General features: G+C 57.7%; 17 protein-coding genes. 4 read left to right on the top strand and 13 right to left on the bottom strand.

The features are described 5' to 3' along the window. Positions 1-8: 8 nt before the first annotated feature. Entirely contained in the window at positions 9-2,531 is a 2,523-nt protein-coding gene (locus SH661x_RS03225; protein WP_437227964.1) for a DUF1549 and DUF1553 domain-containing protein, read from the bottom strand. A 442-nt stretch (positions 2,532-2,973) separates the two neighbouring features. Here SH661x_RS03225 and SH661x_RS03220 point away from each other — a divergent pair, with 442 nt between their 5' ends. Both SH661x_RS03220 and SH661x_RS03215 read left to right on the top strand, forming a co-directional pair. Beyond that, positions 2,974-4,395, top strand: a complete 1,422-nt coding sequence (locus SH661x_RS03220; RefSeq protein ID WP_437227962.1) for a DUF1501 domain-containing protein — start codon at positions 2,974-2,976, stop codon at positions 4,393-4,395. A gap of 170 nt (positions 4,396-4,565) precedes the next feature. Further along, a complete protein-coding gene (locus tag SH661x_RS03215; RefSeq protein ID WP_437227960.1) occupies positions 4,566-6,650 on the top strand; it encodes a serine/threonine protein kinase in 2,085 nt (694 codons plus the stop codon). Between the two features lie 7 nt (positions 6,651-6,657). Here SH661x_RS03215 and murJ read toward each other — a convergent pair whose 3' ends face one another. The 7 genes from murJ to SH661x_RS03180 form a co-directional block, all read right to left on the bottom strand. Further along, positions 6,658-8,295, bottom strand: coding sequence for a murein biosynthesis integral membrane protein MurJ (gene murJ / locus SH661x_RS03210; protein WP_437227958.1), 1,638 nt, complete (start codon positions 8,293-8,295; stop codon positions 6,658-6,660). Positions 8,296-8,329: 34 nt separating this feature from the next. Beyond that, complete coding sequence (dnaB, locus tag SH661x_RS03205) at positions 8,330-9,682, bottom strand: replicative DNA helicase (protein ID WP_437227957.1); 1,353 nt, start codon at positions 9,680-9,682, stop codon at positions 8,330-8,332. A 159-nt stretch (positions 9,683-9,841) separates the two neighbouring features. Beyond that, positions 9,842-10,354, bottom strand: coding sequence for a 50S ribosomal protein L9 (rplI, locus tag SH661x_RS03200; RefSeq protein ID WP_437227955.1), 513 nt, complete (start codon positions 10,352-10,354; stop codon positions 9,842-9,844). An 87-nt stretch (positions 10,355-10,441) separates the two neighbouring features. Further along, positions 10,442-10,942, bottom strand: coding sequence for a single-stranded DNA-binding protein (ssb, locus tag SH661x_RS03195; protein WP_437227953.1), 501 nt, complete (start codon positions 10,940-10,942; stop codon positions 10,442-10,444). Between the two features lie 89 nt (positions 10,943-11,031). Then, positions 11,032-11,442, bottom strand: a complete 411-nt coding sequence (gene rpsF, locus SH661x_RS03190; protein ID WP_437227951.1) for a 30S ribosomal protein S6 — start codon at positions 11,440-11,442, stop codon at positions 11,032-11,034. 86 nt (positions 11,443-11,528) lie between these two features. Then, positions 11,529-12,107: an aminoacyl-tRNA hydrolase gene (gene pth, locus SH661x_RS03185; protein WP_437227949.1), complete on the bottom strand. Its 579-nt coding sequence runs from the start codon at positions 12,105-12,107 to the stop codon at positions 11,529-11,531. 59 nt (positions 12,108-12,166) lie between these two features. Next, entirely contained in the window at positions 12,167-12,811 is a 645-nt protein-coding gene (locus SH661x_RS03180) for a 50S ribosomal protein L25 (protein ID WP_437227947.1), read from the bottom strand. Positions 12,812-12,967: 156 nt separating this feature from the next. Between SH661x_RS03180 and cutA the strand changes: the two genes are divergently transcribed. Then, entirely contained in the window at positions 12,968-13,306 is a 339-nt protein-coding gene (gene cutA, locus SH661x_RS03175) for a divalent-cation tolerance protein CutA (protein ID WP_437227945.1), read from the top strand. A gap of 96 nt (positions 13,307-13,402) precedes the next feature. On the opposite strand, the gene dps is transcribed toward cutA, so the two are convergent. From dps to SH661x_RS03150, 5 genes are all read right to left on the bottom strand, one after another. Further along, positions 13,403-13,882 carry a DNA starvation/stationary phase protection protein Dps gene (gene dps / locus SH661x_RS03170; RefSeq protein WP_437227943.1) on the bottom strand — a complete coding sequence of 160 codons (480 nt, stop codon included), beginning with the start codon at positions 13,880-13,882 and terminating at the stop codon, positions 13,403-13,405. A 13-nt stretch (positions 13,883-13,895) separates the two neighbouring features. Next, entirely contained in the window at positions 13,896-14,249 is a 354-nt protein-coding gene (locus SH661x_RS03165) for a luciferase domain-containing protein (RefSeq protein ID WP_437227941.1), read from the bottom strand. Positions 14,250-14,293: 44 nt separating this feature from the next. Continuing rightward, positions 14,294-14,740 (bottom strand): DoxX family protein, encoded by a 447-nt coding sequence (locus SH661x_RS03160; RefSeq protein ID WP_437227939.1) that lies wholly within the window; start codon positions 14,738-14,740, stop codon positions 14,294-14,296. A 91-nt stretch (positions 14,741-14,831) separates the two neighbouring features. Beyond that, positions 14,832-15,530 (bottom strand): pirin family protein, encoded by a 699-nt coding sequence (locus SH661x_RS03155; protein WP_437227937.1) that lies wholly within the window; start codon positions 15,528-15,530, stop codon positions 14,832-14,834. A gap of 64 nt (positions 15,531-15,594) precedes the next feature. Next, a complete protein-coding gene (locus tag SH661x_RS03150; protein ID WP_437227935.1) occupies positions 15,595-16,071 on the bottom strand; it encodes a MarR family winged helix-turn-helix transcriptional regulator in 477 nt (158 codons plus the stop codon). 307 nt (positions 16,072-16,378) lie between these two features. Between SH661x_RS03150 and SH661x_RS03145 the strand changes: the two genes are divergently transcribed. Beyond that, positions 16,379-17,437, top strand: a complete 1,059-nt coding sequence (locus tag SH661x_RS03145; RefSeq protein WP_437227933.1) for a lysylphosphatidylglycerol synthase transmembrane domain-containing protein — start codon at positions 16,379-16,381, stop codon at positions 17,435-17,437.

Genomic DNA, 17,437 nt, shown 5'->3' with positions numbered 1-17,437 from the left:
GTGATTTTTCAGTGATTGAACAGAAACTCTTTGGTGTTCATCAGGCTCCAGACCAGATCTTCATAGGCCTGCTTATTTTCCGAACCATCCGGCAGCGATTTCTGCTTCAGGTATTCAGTGATCGCGGCAATTTCGTCCGCCTGGGGTTCCCGGCTGTACGCGATGAGGTACAGCTCACGGATCTTTTCGGGCAACGGAGTTTCCCGGGCGTTCGCCAGACGCAATGCATTGCCGGCTCCATCCGTGATCTTGCCAGTCAGTTCCGGAGAGTTGATGAGGTGCAGGCTCTGAGCCAGATTGGAATCGACCACCCGTTCGCACTCGCAGACACTTTCTCCCTGCGGCCTGCCGAAGACAGTCAGGAAGTACGAGGGAAACTTCGAATCGGGGAGGTCGACCGCGCGGGCGTCCACCGGCATGCCGGTAAACCGGGTTGTCGATCCCGTTAACCGATCAACCGCATCGAGCAGAACCTCGGCGTTCAGGCGGCGCGGATAGAACCGGGAAAAGTTCTGTCGATCATCTTCGTTGTAGGCATTCGGTTCGGAACTGAGCTGATAGGTCGATGACTGACAGATCGTCCGGATCAACCCCTTCAGATCGTATTTGCTGTCGACAAAGTGCTGCTCCAGCGCTGCCAGCAGTTCCGGATTGACCGCAGGGTTTGTCGCCCGCATGTCATCTTCGGGATCGACCAGCCCACGTCCGAAGAAGTGCTTCCAGTAGCGGTTCACCAGCGACTTCGCAAAGAACGGGTTCTCAGGGGCGGTCATCCAGTCCACGAGAGAGACACGCGGATCCATCTCCGGAGTGATTGAAATCGGGGCAGCTCCCAGGCCGGCAGGAACGAGCGTCTCACCCGTCCGGGGATGCGCAGCCACCGCCGCTCCTGACCGATGAAAGATGCGGTCGTCCGTCGGAGCGGAACCGGGCTTCCTCCCGACCCGTGAAAAGAAGGCGGTCAACTTGTAGTAGTCCGCCTGGCTCCATCGCTCGAAGGGATGATGATGGCAACGCGCACACTGCAGACGCTGTCCCAGGAAGAGCTGCGTGACGTCTTCGACCTGTGAATGGACGTCCTTCTCCGCGCGATACCACAGCACAGGCGGATTCTCGGACGCCTCCCCGGAAGCAGTCAGGATTTCCCGGACGAACTGATCGTACGGCCGATTCTCCAGCAGCGTCTGCCGGATCCAGTTGTGAAACAGATAGGTCCCGCGCTTCGACTCATCCGGACGACTCACTTCACGCTGATTGCGAAGCAACGTCGACCACTTGTTCGTGAAGTAGTTCGCGTAGTCGGTGGAGTCCAGCAGTTTGTCGATCAGCTGGTCCCGCTTTCCGGGATCCTGATTGGCCAGAAATGCGGCTGCTTCGTTTTCCGTGGGCAGCCGCCCAGCGAGATCCAGTGTCACGCGTCGCAGGAACGTGGAGTCGTCACAAACGGCCGATGGCGGAAGCCCCAGCAACTTGAGTTTGCGAAAGACCACCTCATCGATGAAGTTGCGTGTCGGAGGAAGAGTGTCGACCGGCTTGCCCAGCGGGATCGTGGCTCGAAAAACCGCGACATTCGACTGATAGCGGACCATGATTCCCACGTCCCCGGGTTCGTCCGTGGTCGTCACCAGACCTCGCGTGGAAACCGTGGCCATCTCGGGGACATTCGCTTCGTAGACGGCAGTCGCTGTGACGTCTTCCTTTGTTCCGTCGCTATAGGTCGCGATCACGAGAAGCTGCTGTTCGGATCGCGGGCTCATGACGCGATCACTGGGAAAGACTTCAATTCCCGTCAGATGTCCGGCATCCGCATTCCCCGCTCGCGCTCCTTCTGCGATCCAGCGTCGCAGCAGCCGGTACTCGGGGGAATCCTGCTCCATGCGGGCACCTCCCCCGTGTGGAGTCTGTCCGGTTGCCTTCTTGAGTAGCAGGCTCTGGTCCGGCGCTGTCAGCGAGAGCCTTCTTCCGCGAGAGGACTTCACCAGATACTCGAGGTCCTCAGAGGGTTCAAAACCCAGAAGCGAGAGCATGAAGCCGTTCTGTCCCCGGGCAGCCCCATGGCATCCCCCACCGTTGCATCCGTACTTGGTCAGGATGGGGACGACCTGATTGGGAAAATTGACTGGCGGATTCGATTCATAGCTCTGCACGGTCAACGGGAGCGATGCTGAAAGGCCGTTCGCAAGACGGGCTGTGATCACCCCAGTGCCATTTCCGCGGGGCGTGACGAGGCCGTGGGCATCGACATGCGCCACCCCTGCCGGTTCGATCACATAGGCCACTTCACGGGTCAGATCGACATCACGTCCGCTAGCCAATCGTCCCGTCACGAGCAGCTGACGGAGCGACTCATTCCCCTGCATGAGGAAGCCCTGCTGCGGACCGTCCCCCGCCTCAATGATCAGCGATTCGACCTGAGCGGTCTCTTTTGCTTTGAGATCGTCATTCTCCTCCGCGATGGCGATGAGGGAGGCACTCCCCCCAGCCCACAGCCAGAGGAATGCGAATCCAGAAATTGAAAGCTTCCAGTTCATCGGGTCTTCACCCAGGGGAGTTGCAGTTCAAAGTCACTCTCAAATGCCATTGTACGGGTCGCCGGCATGTCCGTTTCTGAGGAATCAGGGGTTTTCGCTGAATCCGTAACACCCGATGACCGTTCGCGTTTGGGGAAAGGAGCCTGGCCGTGCTTCCCCTCCGTGGCGGGCAAAATTCCGAACAACGAATTATTTCAGGTTGCAACGCATTCGCCAACGTGAATTGATCTTCTCCGGGACGAATTCCGATCAACACAATAAAGGGGTGACGTATCGGCAGCAGAGGAACGCAGGAGACGAAATTCGCCCCAAACTCTGAATTCACAGCGGCAATTCGGGCGATTTCATTCAAAACCCGCTTCCGACCCTTTACGCCAACCCGCCAGCCCCGGAAAATTCAAAAAATGGGGCCAGTCTGGACTTGGACAAGGTCAAATTGAAAATGCTGAATTCACACCTGAACCGACGGGATCTCCTTCAGCGAACAGGCCAGGGTCTGGGACTCCTCGGCCTGGCTGCCATGCTGGGCGAAGAGAGCCTCAGCTCACGTGTTCAGGCGGCCGAATCTCCGATGGAGCCGAAGCGTCCGCATTTCCCCGCGAAGGCGAAGCATGTGATTCACATCTTCTGCAATGGGGGCCCTTCTCACGTCGACACGTTCGACCCCAAGCCGCTGCTGGCGGAGTATGCGGGCAAGGAACTCCCGAAGAACCTGAAAACGGAACGAAAGACGGGAGCTGCTTTCCCATCACCCTTCAAGTTTCAGAAGTACGGCGAGAGCGGTATCGAGGTCAGCGAGCTCTTTGAGAAGACCGCGGAATCGATCGATGACATCTGCGTCATTCGTTCCATGCATGCCGACGTCCCCAATCATGAGCCGTCACTGCTGTTGATGAACTGTGGCGATGCCCGCCTCCCTCGCCCGAGCCTTGGAAGCTGGGTGACCTACGGACTGGGGACCGAAAACCAGAATCTTCCCGGGTTCATCGCGATGTGCCCAGGGGGTTACCCCATCACGGAGAGTGCGAACTGGCGTTCCGCGTTCCTGCCCGGGGTCTATCAGGGAACCTACATCGATTCCCAGCACACGCAGATTGACAAACTGATTGAAAACATTCGCAATCACAAGTTGACACCGCCTCAGCAGCGGGCCCAGCTCGATCTGGTGCAGATGCTCAATCGTCAGCATCTGGCCAATCGCGGGGTCGATTCCGCACTGGAGGCACGCATCCAGTCGCTGGAGCTCGCCTACCGGATGCAGACCGACGCGACAGATGCATTCGACATCAAACATGAGCCAAAACACATTCGCGAGATGTACGGGGAAGGGGTTCATGCCCGGCAGCTGCTGATCGCCCGCAGGCTTGTCGAACGGGGCGTGCGTTTCGTCCAACTCTGGCATGGGGCCGGACAGCCCTGGGACAATCATGACGACATCGAAGTCAATCATCGCAAACTGGCCAAACAGCTGGACCAGCCGCTGGGAGCACTCCTGAAAGACCTCAAGCAGCGAGGCATGCTCGAAGATACCCTCGTGATCTGGGGAGGAGAGTTCGGTCGGACCCCGACCGTAGAATTGCCGACCCCCGGTTCCAACGCCGGAAAGATCAATGGACGCGACCACAACCACTGGGGATTCACCATGTGGATGGCGGGCGGGGGCGTCAAGGGAGGGCATGTTCACGGCGCGACGGACGAGTTTGGTTTCCAGGCAGTCGAGAATAAAGTTCATGTGCATGACCTGCAGGCTACCATTCTGAAACTGCTGGGCTTCGACCATGAACGGTTGACCTACCGCTACGCTGGCCGCGACTTCCGTCTGACAGACGTACACGGCTCTCCGGTGAACGACCTGCTTGCGTAACGTCTCTGGAGTGAAGTCCCAAATTCTGACAGAATCGACCGATCGCGGAGGCCGGCAAGCTGGATGCCTGCGCTCCCGGCAATGTCGGCGGAAACCGAAGCACTCGATTGACTGTGCTTCCATCGAGACGACCGGGCCCCTGAACCACGGATGCAGTTGAACGGAAAACCATGATGGACCCCACTCAGCCGCCCGCCACTAACAAGTCTTCCACCGAAAACACTCCGATCCAGGCGACGCAGGACCTGGACATTTCGCGCCGCCAGAGTCTGCGGCAATCCGCCATCCCCACCACGGTGGGGGGATACGAGATCCTTAAAAACATTGGCGAAGGGTCTTACGGAACGGTCTGGCTGGCACGCGAACGAAAGACCGGCAAACAGGTCGCCATCAAGTTTTTTACCAACCGGCGCGGTCTCGACTGGTCGCTGCTGACGCGTGAAGTCGAAAAGCTCGCGGTGCTGGATGCGTCACGCGATGTGGTCCGACTTCTGGATGTTGGTGTCGACCATGATCCTCCGTACTTCGTGATGGAGTATCTGCCTCATCGATCGGTCGCCAATCTCATCGAGTCCGGAACGGTTTCCGTTCCGCAGGCACTGACGATCACGGCTGCCGTCGCGCGGGCTTTGGTTCACGCTCACAGCGCCGGCATTCTGCATTGCGATATCAAACCGGGGAATGTGCTGCTCGACCGCGGAGATGAAGCCCGGCTGGGGGATTTCGGACAGTCGCGACTGGCAACCGATCAGGGAGGAGCGTACGGCACATTCTATTACATGGCTCCGGAACAGGCGGCCCGTAACGCGGTCCCGGATGTCCGCTGGGATGTCTATGCACTCGGAGCGTTGCTCTACCACATGCTGAGCGGAGTTCCCCCGTACCGGACCGATGAGACCGAAGCACGGCTGAACATCGCAGGTTCACTTGATGAGCGTTTGAAGATCTATCAGCAGATTATCGCGGAATCGCCTCCGCCGTCATTGCACCGCGACAATTCTGCAGTCGACGCTCCACTTGCAGAGATCATCGACCGATGCCTGCAGCGGGATCCGAGCCGTCGACTCGCCAGTCCTCAGGCTGTCCTCGATCTGCTCGAACGTCGCGAGATCAATCGCGCCAAACGTCCGCTCGTCTGGCTGGGAATCCTGGGCCCGGTTCTTTTCCTCGTCATGCTCTTCTGGCTGGGAAACAGAGTCATCCGCGAGGCTGTCGGACAGGCCGAACAACATCTCTCCCAGCGGGCTCTCTCCGGAGACATGGCCACAGCCCGACTCCTGGCAGCCAGCCTGCAACAGGAACTCGCCGATCGGCAATCAGAACTCGAACGTCTGGCTCGCAGACTTCCTGCCAACGAGAAGGAGACCGGCTACGATCCGGGCCATTACGGACTTCGCAGCGATTATGTCCAGATCCTGGATCGATGGCGCATTGAAACGGACCGTCGATTGACCGATCAGCAACGGACCCTGGACGAAAGCTTCTTCCTGACCGATCGTGACGGGATCCAGATCTATCGTTCTCCCTGGAAAGAAAGTATCGGACAGGCCTTTTCCTACCGTGACTACTTCCACGGCCTGGGACGCGAACTGAGTGCCAATGAAGACGCTGGCCGTGTGGAACCTCGTAAGAAATCGGGCGTCACCGTCGCATTTCGAAGTTCGAACACCGGCAAGTACATGGTGGCTGTCGCGGCTCCTGTCTGGAACTTCGACAACACGAAAGTGATCGGCGTTCTGGGTCGAACCATTCACATTTCAGACTTATTGAAGCAATGGGAACAGCGCATCGACGGCCCGAGCCGTCCCGGGACGACTCCCTATTCGAAAGACCGTCTCCTCTCGCTGGTGGACATGCGGGAAGATCCGCCGCTCATCCTCGACCACCCCTGGCTGAAGGCGAACACGCTTGGAAAGGCCGGTGATTCGACCGTCGCAAAAGAAGCACTGCGGCTCACCCCGGATGAGGAATTCAACCTGCGGCGGGCTGTGCGGACCGGAGAAGGAATCCCGGATTATCGAGATCCCTTCGTGGAAATGGATCCCACTTACGATGGTGAATGGCTCGCCTCTGTCGCAAAGACTCCCGGCATCGACTGGATTGCGATCGTGCAGGAACGCAAAGCAGATGCCATTCAGCCGATGAAGGACCTGAACTGGATCTTCCTGCGCTACGCTCTGCTCCTGCTGCTCATCTTCGCCTGCATGTTGGGATTGCTGTGGTGGCTGATGCAGCGTGCCGTGACAGCCCTATAGCGGTCCTTCACGAGCGTCGCAGCAGTTCATCCAGCTCCTTCATTCCCGTCAGACGAGCGACTGCAAAATAGGTCCCTGCTCCGACGAGACACGGAACTCCGAGCGACAATAATCGGTCCAGGAGCGTTTCCGGGGCGGGCAGCATCTGCAGTGCGATCATGCAAGCGGCCGACATCAGCACTGTGGCAAGGATCCCTTTCCAGAGCGTCGACAGGATCTCGGGCCAGTGAAGTGGACCGACCTGACGGTTCAGCTTTCGAAGAGTCAGCAAGACCTGAACCGTGCTGGCGAAAACGCTTCCCAGTGCAATCCCGATTCCACCGACCTGGAAGATCAGAATCAGATTGCAGATCAGGTTCAGCACCAGAGCAAGGAAACCAAACCGCATCGGGGTGACGCGATCTCCCGTCGCGTAGAACGCCCGATTGAGTATCGCAATTCCGATGTAGCACCAGACCCCTGCTCCATAGATCGCAATCATCCTGGAAGTCAGAAGTGCATCGTCCCTGTTGAATTCCCCATGCTGAAACAACGCCAGCGTCAATGGCCATGCCAATAGACTGAGTCCAGCACTGGCGGGAATCGCCACTGCCAGCATAATCCGCAGCCCTCGCGAAAGATCGCTTCGCAGCAGTTCGTATTCGCCCCGCTGCGCATGTTGCGTCAACAAGGGATAGAGAACCGTTCCCAAGGCAACGCCAAAGACCCCGAGAGGAAACTGATACATCCTCTGACCGATGTAGAGGGCGGAAGCGGTCCCTGATTCCATCACCGGAGCAATCCCCAGCATCTGGCACCACGCGGCACTGCCGTCATCGGGCCGGGAGAGTCCCCACGCCAGGACACTGTCCAGAATCGCACTCATCTGCAGGATGGACATCCCGACAACAACGGGCAGCATCGCGCGAAATACGTCCCCGACAAACGGCCACCCCGCCCGCCAGCTTCGAATCAAACCCATCCCCTGTCGGCGGAGGGCAAAGAGCGGAATGAGCAGCTGCACACACCCCGCGAACGTCACTGCCGCAGCGGAGAACATCGCCTGAGGAACCGGCAGCTTCCAGATGCTCGCTGCAATTCCCAATGCACCAAGCCAGATCAGGTTCAGCGTGATCGGGACCAGAACCGGCCAGAGAAACTGCCGCTGAGCATGGAGAGCCGCGCAGAACAACGCGGAGAGACAGATCAGCAGGCTGTAGGGAAGCATGATTGCCAATAGCAAGACCAGCATCCCGGTCGCCGCCGACAGATCACCCCACCACCAGGCAGCGAGTAATCCCAGCTCGCCGACAGAGATCAGACCGGTGAGAAGTATCGCGACAGCCAGTGCGACGGCGGTCATCATTTCTCTTGCCGATTGATCACCGCGTTCCGCCCGGCACTTCACAAAGACCGGAAGGAACGCTGTGCTCAGAGCCCCTTCGCCCAGCAGTTGACGGGCCAGATTGGGAATTCGAAACGCGACAATGAACGCATCCAGCACGGTCCCCGCTCCGAAGACCGATGTCATTCCCATATCGCGGAGCAGACCAAAAACCCGCGAAACGACCGTTCCCAGGCTCACCAGCCGCAGGTTCGAAAGAAAGCCGCTCGACGCGGAAGCATGCGTATGCTGCTGATCATCCTGCTTGATGGATTCCGTCATCTTGACCCAGTTCCGGACGACCCGTCTTTCATCGTTAAACGTCGATGCTGATCGGGCTCTTGTCGCCGAACCGGAGCATATCACGGAGCCAGACCAGTTCCACGGTTCCAATGGGACCTTGACGGTTCTTCGCGACGATCAGGTCTGCTTCTCCCGGGCGGTCTTCGGGATCATAAGCCTCGGGACGGTGGAGGAACATGACGATGTCCGCATCCTGTTCGATTGCACCACTCTCACGCAGGTCCGACAGGCGAGGACGTTTGTCTTCACGCTGTTCCACACCTCGGTTGAGCTGTGCCAGAGCGATCACCGGGATGCTCAGGTCTTTCGCCAGGAACTTGAGTCGGCGGGTGATGGAGGAGATCTGCTGCTCGCGCGGCAGGTTACGATCTTCAGACTCGATCAGCTGCAGGTAGTCGATGATGACGATGTCGAGCTGGGCCCGGCGTTTCAGACGGCGTGCGATCGCGGCGATCTGCGACATCGTTCGCCCGGCAACGTCGTCAATAAAGATGGGGAACGTCCGCATCTCATTCGCGGCTTCCATGAGTGTGTTCTGGTCGAACTCGTCCAGCTCACCCTTTCGCAGCTTGTGTCCGCCGATCTTGGCATGAATACACAGCAGACGCTCAGCGAGCTCCACCTTGGACTGTTCCAGACTGAAGAGCAACGCCCCTTTGCCTGCTTTGCCGACCGCGAGAGTGAAGTTACAGACCAGCGCGGTCTTTCCCATACTCGGACGGGCCGCGAGCACGATGAGTTCTGTCGGCTGAAATCCGGAAGTGTACTCATCCAGTCCGATGAAACCGGTGTGGAGTCCGCTGACGGAATCCCCTTTGTCCATTCGCTCGAAGATGCGCTGAAACGTCACGTCCAGAATGTCATCAATGGCGATGCTGGAGAAGTTCTCCTGCTGTTCGACGATACTGAAGATTCGTCGCTCGGACTTGGCGAGGATGTCCGCGACGTCTTCGCTGCCGTGATAGGCTTCTTTCAGCGATTCCGTACAGGCTTCGATCAGACTCCGCTGCATCCATTTGTCGCGGACGATGCGAGCATAGTATTCCGCATGAGCGGCGTGCGGGACGGTCCCCATGATCTCGTTGAGGTACGCAGCCCCGCCGATCTCATCCAGGTCTCCCTGCTTCTTGAGTTCGTGCGCGAGCGTCACCACGTCGATCGCACGAACGCCCCGCTCGTACATGCTGTGAATGCATTTGAAGATTCGGCGGTGAGCATCGCCATAGAAGCACTGCGCCTGCAGATGTCGAATCGCTTCATCAAACGCTTCGCTGGAGAAGAGGATACTTCCCAGAACACTTTTCTCAGCTTCCAGATCCTGAGGAGGAACCTTTCCCAGAAACTCGGCGGACGACTGATTTGCCATAAGGGACTCCGTTGCGGCGCGTACACTCCCGCATGCATGTTCGTTGAAACATGCGGGCTGCGCTCCCTCAACATGCACGCATCCCGCTGGAATGTCCAGCGGGATGCGAAATTTCGATGAGCGTCATCCATTCACCGTATTGGCGAACGATGAGGAAACCTACTTGATCGAAGCCATCGGCACGACCCAGACTTTGACTTCCGTGACCACTTCCGGAGCGAGTTCCACCACGACGGTGTACATCCCCAGGCTCTTGATCAGACCTTCGGTCTTGATGTGATTCGGTTCGACCGGGTAGTTGGCTTTCTTCAGCGCCTTGCTGATATCGGCCGGGCTGATTGAGCCGTACAGGTGGCCGTCGTCAGTTGCATTGGCTTCCAGCGTGACGCTGTAGGATTTGATCTTGTCGGCCAGCTGCTGAAGCTCTTTGCGACGGGCGATCAGGAGTTCTTCCTGACGCTTGCGATGCCGCAGGACCATCTGCTTGTTCGCTTCGGTGGCGATGGTGGCCAGGCCCTGGGGAACCAGGAAGTTCCGGGCATATCCCGGTTTGACGCGGACGATCTCGCCCTGCTTGCCGAGAGTTTCGACATTCTCAGCCAGAAGCAGCTCGATGCCCCCCTTGCGATCCTTGGAACGAATTCGCTGCCCGTGTTTACGCTGTACGACCATTTTTCTCTCCAGGACCCGAAGCTGACTCGGATCAAATCTTTCAGCTCCGCACGAGCTGGTTGGAATCAGTTGGAAACTTCAAATTCGTTAAAACGGGACATCTTCATCGGAGAAGCTGCTGCCGCCTCCGGAGGGGGGGGAATCATAATAGGAATCAGCAGATCCTTGCGATGGAGAATTCCCGCCGCGGCTTCCCGAGGAACGACCGGCGCCACGCTGGCCACCGCCGCCTCCCCCTTCACCGCCGTCTCCGCGTCCGCCCAGCATCTGCATCTGCTCACCGACGACTCGCAGCTTCGATCGCTTTGCGCCGGTGTCTTTATCGTTCCAGGAATCGAGCTGCAACCGGCCTTCGATCAGTACCGAACGGCCTTTTGCCAGATATTCCCCAGCGACTTCCGCCTGACGTCCCCACAACGTGATGTCGACGAAGGTCGTTTCTTCTTTTCGTTCGTTGGACTTCTGATCAAACCAGGTGCGATTGACCGCCAGGCCGATTTCCGCAACGGCAGTGCCGCCGGTCGTGTATTTCACTTCCGGGTCCCGGGTGAGATTTCCCACCAGAATGACTTTGTTGAAACTTGCCATGGCTGCACCTGTGGTAGAAGGCCGAATTCATTCCGAAGCGGATTGAGTCTGGCTTCATGGGTCCGTCTTCTCAGGAAGACGGAACAACACTATTCCAGATCCCGATCACGATCGCGGCCGACAGGATTGGGGGCACCGATCGGCAACGGCTCTTCTTCGCCGTGAGCACCACCCACTGTCAGCTGCTGAATCATCAGATCAAACAGCTTCTCTTCGTGTTCGATGACCATATTCCGGATCACCAGATCACTCAGCTTGCAGATCCGGTTCAGCTGCTCAACCTGGGAGCCGTCCATCTTGAAGTAGACGAGGTAATGCAGACCTTTGCGGTGACCGCCAATCTCGTAAGCCAGCTTCCCTTCCTGCCAGGGAGCCTTTGCTACGATTTCTGCATTACAACGCTCCAGGTACTCCTGAACCGTGGCTTCCGTTCCGCTTGGATCCTGGGCATAGCGACCGCTATCCAGCAGGAACATGCACTCATACAGTCGCAGAGCCAATTTTCATCCCCTTACAAACCAAGTTCTTCATTTTTGTTCTGATGGAGTCCGGTTCTTTGCAGAACACTCGGACCTCCTGACTCTCTTCAGTCCGCAGCTTCTTCACTGCGATTGAACAGTGTCATTGCCACGACTATTCCCTCGTTGGCCCATTTTTCCACTGCCGCCTCAGCCCGGTCAACAGCCTGTTCAACAATCGGCCGCTCCGACTTGGCAAACGTCTGCAGAACGTAGTTGACCGTTTCAACCCCTTCGCTGGGGCGGCCAATTCCAATTCGCAATCGTGGAAACTCGGGGGTCCCGAGTTGATCGATAATATTCTGAATCCCTTTTTGGCCTCCCGCCGAACCCGATGTCCGAATTCGCAGTCGACCACAACTCAAATTCAAATCGTCACAGATGACCAGCAGGTCGGTGAGTGGCGTCTTGTGAAACTCGACGACGCTCCGCACACTCCTGCCACTGAGATTCATGAAGGTCTGGGGGGCGACCAGCAACAGTCGCTCACCTCCCAGCTGAATCTCGGTAGTCTCTGCTTCGAAACGGCTTCGCCAGCGTTCTGCTGCGTTCCGTTCCGCCAACACTTTCAATACTTCGAACCCGATATTATGCCGAGTTCCAACGTATTTGCGTCCCGGATTTCCCAGGCCGACAACAATCTTCACAGTTCACGCTCCAGCGAGAACCAATCCGCCACCGGGGCAGCGGACAGGGGAAATTCCCCTTAGCTCTTGGCCGCCCCATCTTTGTCTTTCGGTGGATTGACCAGGGCAGGCTCTGCCCCTTCGCCACCTGCTGGAACCAGTGGATCCGGCGAGGCTTTCGGCTGCACCACTTGAACCAGAACCACGTCCGCAGGTGCCAGAATCTGCACACCCTCGGGGAGTTCCTGTAGATCACGCACATGCACTGAATCACCGATATTCAGTGAACCCACTTTCACCTGAATAAATTCGGGAACCTGAAATGCCAGGCATTCAATCTGAACAACGTGATGATGAATTTCCATCAATCCCCCGGCAATCACGCCAGGAGCCGTTCCCTTCAGCTGCAGAGGAACTTCCAGCTTGACGCGTTCGTCCATATCCACGCGGAGGAAGTCCACATGCACGACGTCGACACTGAATGTGTCCCACTGAACGTCTTTCAGCAGAGCCTTTTCCGACTTGCCGTCAACATCGAGATCGACCACGCGGGCACCGCTGCGGATAATTCCCGTCAGCGACTCATTCTCGACAGCGATCGAGCGCGGGTCCTGCTTGTGACCGTAAACGTTGCAGGGAACCAGACCCTGCAGCCGGAGACGGCGAGCCGATGATGTTCCGAGTGTATCTCGTGATTTGGCCGAAAGTTTGACGATTTGCGACATGGAATCAGCAGCTCTTTTTCTCTTGACAACAACTTCCCGCGAGGCAAGATCGGGGCGGAGTCTCTCCGGCCGAAATGCGGAAAGTCCCGAAGGTTAGCTGTTCAGCTTTCTGTTTTCAAGACTTCCGGCCGGCTGTTTTTTGGAACGGGAAAAACCATGCCCATCGCCACCATTTACCTCACCCTCCCCAGCCACGAATCCGCCGTCCAGATGGCCCAGACCCTTGTCACAGAGAAGCTGATCGCCTGCGCAAACATCATCCCAGGAATGACTTCCATCTACGAATGGGAGGAGAAGCTGGAGCATTCGACCGAAGTGGCCATGCTTTTGAAGACCCCCGAGGGCCAAATTGAGGCGGTCACCGAGCGGATCCGATCACTCCACCCTTATCAATGCCCCTGCGTCGTGGCGTGGAACTCGATTGGCGGAAATGAGGAGTTTTTTCAGTGGGTTCACGCGCAGGCGGCCGGGACCGACTCCCGCCAGACAAGCTGAGCCCCGCTGACCTCACCCCCGAAACAGCTTTGCCCCACACGCTCAAGACGTCTGGGGCAAATCGGGCGTATCACCACCGAGAGGCCAACGGCTTCCTCAGTGATCCTGCAGATGGGCTTCGACGAACCACAGATATTTATCTGTCTCGCGCGAAATGCCGGTCAGCAGATCAGCACTGTCCGCATCACCCAGTGCAGCGGCCTTGTCGATCCCCTCCCGAACCCCTTTGCCAAAGATCGCCAGGGCCGACGAAAGGGCGTCGACGTGAGCCCGCCCCCCATGGATTCCGTCCGGGTAAACCGGCAGGCTGCTGGCCTTGGCGACGGAACGCAAACGACCTTCCGCATTTCCCCCCAGCGCCACAATGCGTTCGGCAATCTCATCGGTCTGCTCGGCCAGAGTCTCATAGACTTCATCAAACAGCTTGTGCAACGCGATGAAGTTCGGCCCCTTCACATTCCAGTGCGCCTGCTTAGCCTGCAGAGTCATATCGATGATGTCAGCGAGACGATCATTCAGAAGGCTGCACACAGCAGCACGGTGGTCGGGAGTCAGATCGATCTTGGTCGGATTCATGGCGGCCTCGTAGTTAGATTTGGAAACGAAAGCGTCGCAGTGCGCCTGGACTCTGCTCTCTCATCACATCGTAGGCCCTTTTGACAACTTTTAAAGCACGTTCTTCATCAGAGGGTTGATGCAAGTAAATTGTGACCCATCCGCTGGCAGGCAGAACTGGATGAGGCTCAGCCTCTCCGGCCATCACCAGTTCGACCCGCACCCCCTTTGGGAGAAGAACGTCGATCGCGGCATTCCGGTGCAGCTGCGCGAAAACGCGTCGCCCCAGCTGCAACTCTGTCCATTCAGAGCGATCCCTGCCGATCGATACCCCATCCCAGCCCAAAGCCTCTGTGATGATCCGATCACGTGCTCCGAAGAGTTCCATTTCCTGCCTCCCCCGCCGCTGACCGCGATTGATTCAGTGGACCATTAACCAGGCTGTACGCCGGTCCCCGTGGAATTCTTCGAACGCGGCGTGACAGAGTCCAGACTCCATTTCCCGGAACCGTTCGCAATGACGAAAAGCATCCCCCCCATCATCGACAGGTTTTTCATGAACTGAATCATTTGCTCCTCACGCGCCTGCCCGGTCATTGTCCAGAAGTCATGGAAGTAGTACGTCGCCAGCACCAGAAAAATCAGCAGCAGCGAAGCGCCGATCCGAGCCCGGAATCCAAACACCAGCGAAAGACTCCCCACGAGCAGAAAGACGATCGCTCCTGCCAGCATGACCTGAGCAGCGGGGACCCCCTCGGAGGTCATATAGGCTGCGATGTTCTTGAAGTTTGGAATCTTGTTGCCCACGGCACTCAGAAAGAAGATGGTGGCCAGCATGACACGGGCCAGGACGGACGTTGCACCTTGAAGAGTCTGCATGAGAAAGTTCCTTGGAAGTGAGGGAGAAGAGGTCAGGGGTCAGGGGTCAGGGGTCAGCTTAAAAAAGTGCCGACCTCTGCCCCCTGCACGTTCAGTTCAGGTCAAACAGCATGATTTCGGCGGCATCATCCGCCACAATCTCCAGCCGGGATTCGTCACTGACAGCGGCACCGTCGCTCGTCTGCAGCAACTGACCGTTGAGCGTGACGCTCCCGCGCAGCACCTGCAGCCAGGCGTGTCGTCCCGGTGGCAATGTGTGCGAAACGCTCGCTCCCGAATCCAGCCGAGACAGATATATGCTCGCGTCCTGGTGAATCTGGAGTGCCCCTTCCCGTGCGTCCCGGGAGGCGACAACCCGCAACTGGTTCCGCAGCGTGGTGTCCGGAAACTGCTTCTGTTCATAGCTGGGTTCGATCCCCTTTCGTTCGGGAAGGAGCCAGATCTGATACAGATGCACCGGCTCCGTGGCAGAGGGATTGAACTCGCTGTGAGTAATGCCAGTGCCGGCGGACATGCGCTGAAATTCTCCAGGCCGGAGAACCTCCCCGTTTCCCATGGAATCCTTGTGCTCCAGTGCCCCTTCGAGCACATAGGTCACAATTTCCATGTCGCGGTGCGGGTGCGTCCCGAATCCTTGTCCGGGGGCAACCCGGTCCTCGTTCATCACCCGAAGACTGCGGAACCCCATATGCTGAGGGTCGTAATAGGAACTGAAGGAGAAGGTATGAGCAGCGTTGAGCCATCCGTGATTGGCGTGTCCTCGCTCGCTGGCAGGTCGAATGCGGATCATGATCTTTGTCCTTGTGTGAAGCAGACGCAAAATGGTTTACATGTAAAGTATTTGTTGAAATTTTTTAGGATTCGTTCATCGTCACACTCTCCCTGGCTTTCTCCAGCAGTCGACTCAGCTCGGCAAGTTCGGACTTCGTCAAATGCCCAATCAGTTGTTCATGCAGGTCACGCACCGGCTGATCCAGCTCCGCCAGCAGCGTTTTTGCCCGAGGAGTCAGATCCACAAAAATCACCCGCCGATCCTCTTCACAACGGTGCCGTGAAACCAACCCCTGCTTCTCCAATCGATCGACCAGTCCTGTGATCGCTGGAACCACCTGTATCATTCTACTGGCAACTTCCAGACACGGGAGCGGTTTCCCCTCGCCTCGCAGAATCCGCAGAACGTTGTACTGCGACTCCGTGATCTCGTAAGTCCGCAACAGCCTGCCGAACCGATTCTGAAAGAGGTCGCTGGTCCGCAGCAGGTTCAGGATTGCTTCCTGTTCCGGCTGGTCGAACGGCTTCTTTTTTTTGAGTTCTTTCTGAAGCTGACTCATGGAGGGTTGAGGGTTGAGGGTTGAGGGTTGAGGGTTGCCCCGGCCGGTTGATGTCGTCACTGGAATTAGTTTACATGTAAACTATCGGCATGTCAAGTGGTTCTTCTTCAGTCCGTTTTCTCCTCCGCAGCCCGGACAGCCTCGAACATCTTCCCAACCAAAGTCTGCCGAACGCCTGGAATTTTGAAGTCGCTTGTTGATCCGGTTCACAGCGGAGAGAATCACCGCGTCCCCAGCCCGGACCAGACCCACTCTCGAAACAGATCGCTCAGTCCCGGGTGCCACTCAGCCACTGCCCAGCAGATTCATGACCACCGCGACCACACCTCGACGCTCCTCATCCGGCAAATGGCTGAAAGTCGGACTCGGGCTGGCAGTCTCCGCCCTGTGTCTCTGGCTCGCTGTCCGGGACATGCTCAAAGATCCCGACGCGTGGCAGAAACTGGTCTCCGCATTTCAGCGGGCCAACTACGCTTCGATCCCGGCTATTCTGCTGACGCTGCTTATCTTCTACTGGCTCAAAGCGTGGCGCTGGCGGTTACTCCTCTCCCCGGTCGGTTCGTATCGTCCGCTGCGGGATCTTCTCGGGCCGATCATGATCGGTTTTGGATTCAACAATTTGCTCCCCTTGCGGATCGGCGAGTTTCTTCGCTGCCATGCGCTGGCAAAGCAACAGCGACTCCCCCTGACTGTCGCCCTCTCCAGCGTAGTCCTCGAGCGCGTGCTGGACGGGATGGCCGTCGTGTTCTACCTCTCGATCGGACTCCTCTTCGTGCAGGGACTCGACCCCCGGGTGCAGCAAGGGGCGATGATTTTCTCAGCAGCCGCTGCATGCGTCGTCGCTGCTTCACTCTGTTACGTGATCTGGACCAAAACGTTCGTCAACTTTGTCGAGCGGATTCTCAAACGACTTCCGCTGCTGCCGCACTCCTTCACTGACAAAATCTGTCGCGTGCTGGAGACGGGTGCCCAGGGGTTGGCATCGCTGAAAGACATTCGACTCGTCTTCGCCATGCTCGTCATCTCGCTGGTGAAGTGGGGATTGAACGGCTTCCTGGTCATGATCTCGTTATGGAGTTTCGGCCTGCCGCACACGATTCCGATCGCCATGGTGCTGCTGGGGGCGATTGCGTTTGGGGTCGCCATTCCGAGTTCCCCCGGCTTCATCGGCGTGATGCAGTTCATCTTCATCAGCGTGATGAAGTTCTTCACGACGGACCAGGAGGCAGTCTTCGCCGCGTCCATCTATTATCAGTTCACCCAATGGATCCCGGTCACAACCGCTGGCGTGATCTACGGAACGCTGTTCCTGGGCCTGGATGACCTGAAAAAGGACGTCGCTGAGCAGGGGTCGCCGGTCGAGTGA

The organism is Planctomicrobium stercoris (genome assembly GCF_051465655.1).
Lineage (GTDB): Bacteria > Planctomycetota > Planctomycetia > Planctomycetales > Planctomycetaceae > Planctomicrobium.
This window is presented reverse-complemented; position numbering and strand designations above follow the sequence as displayed.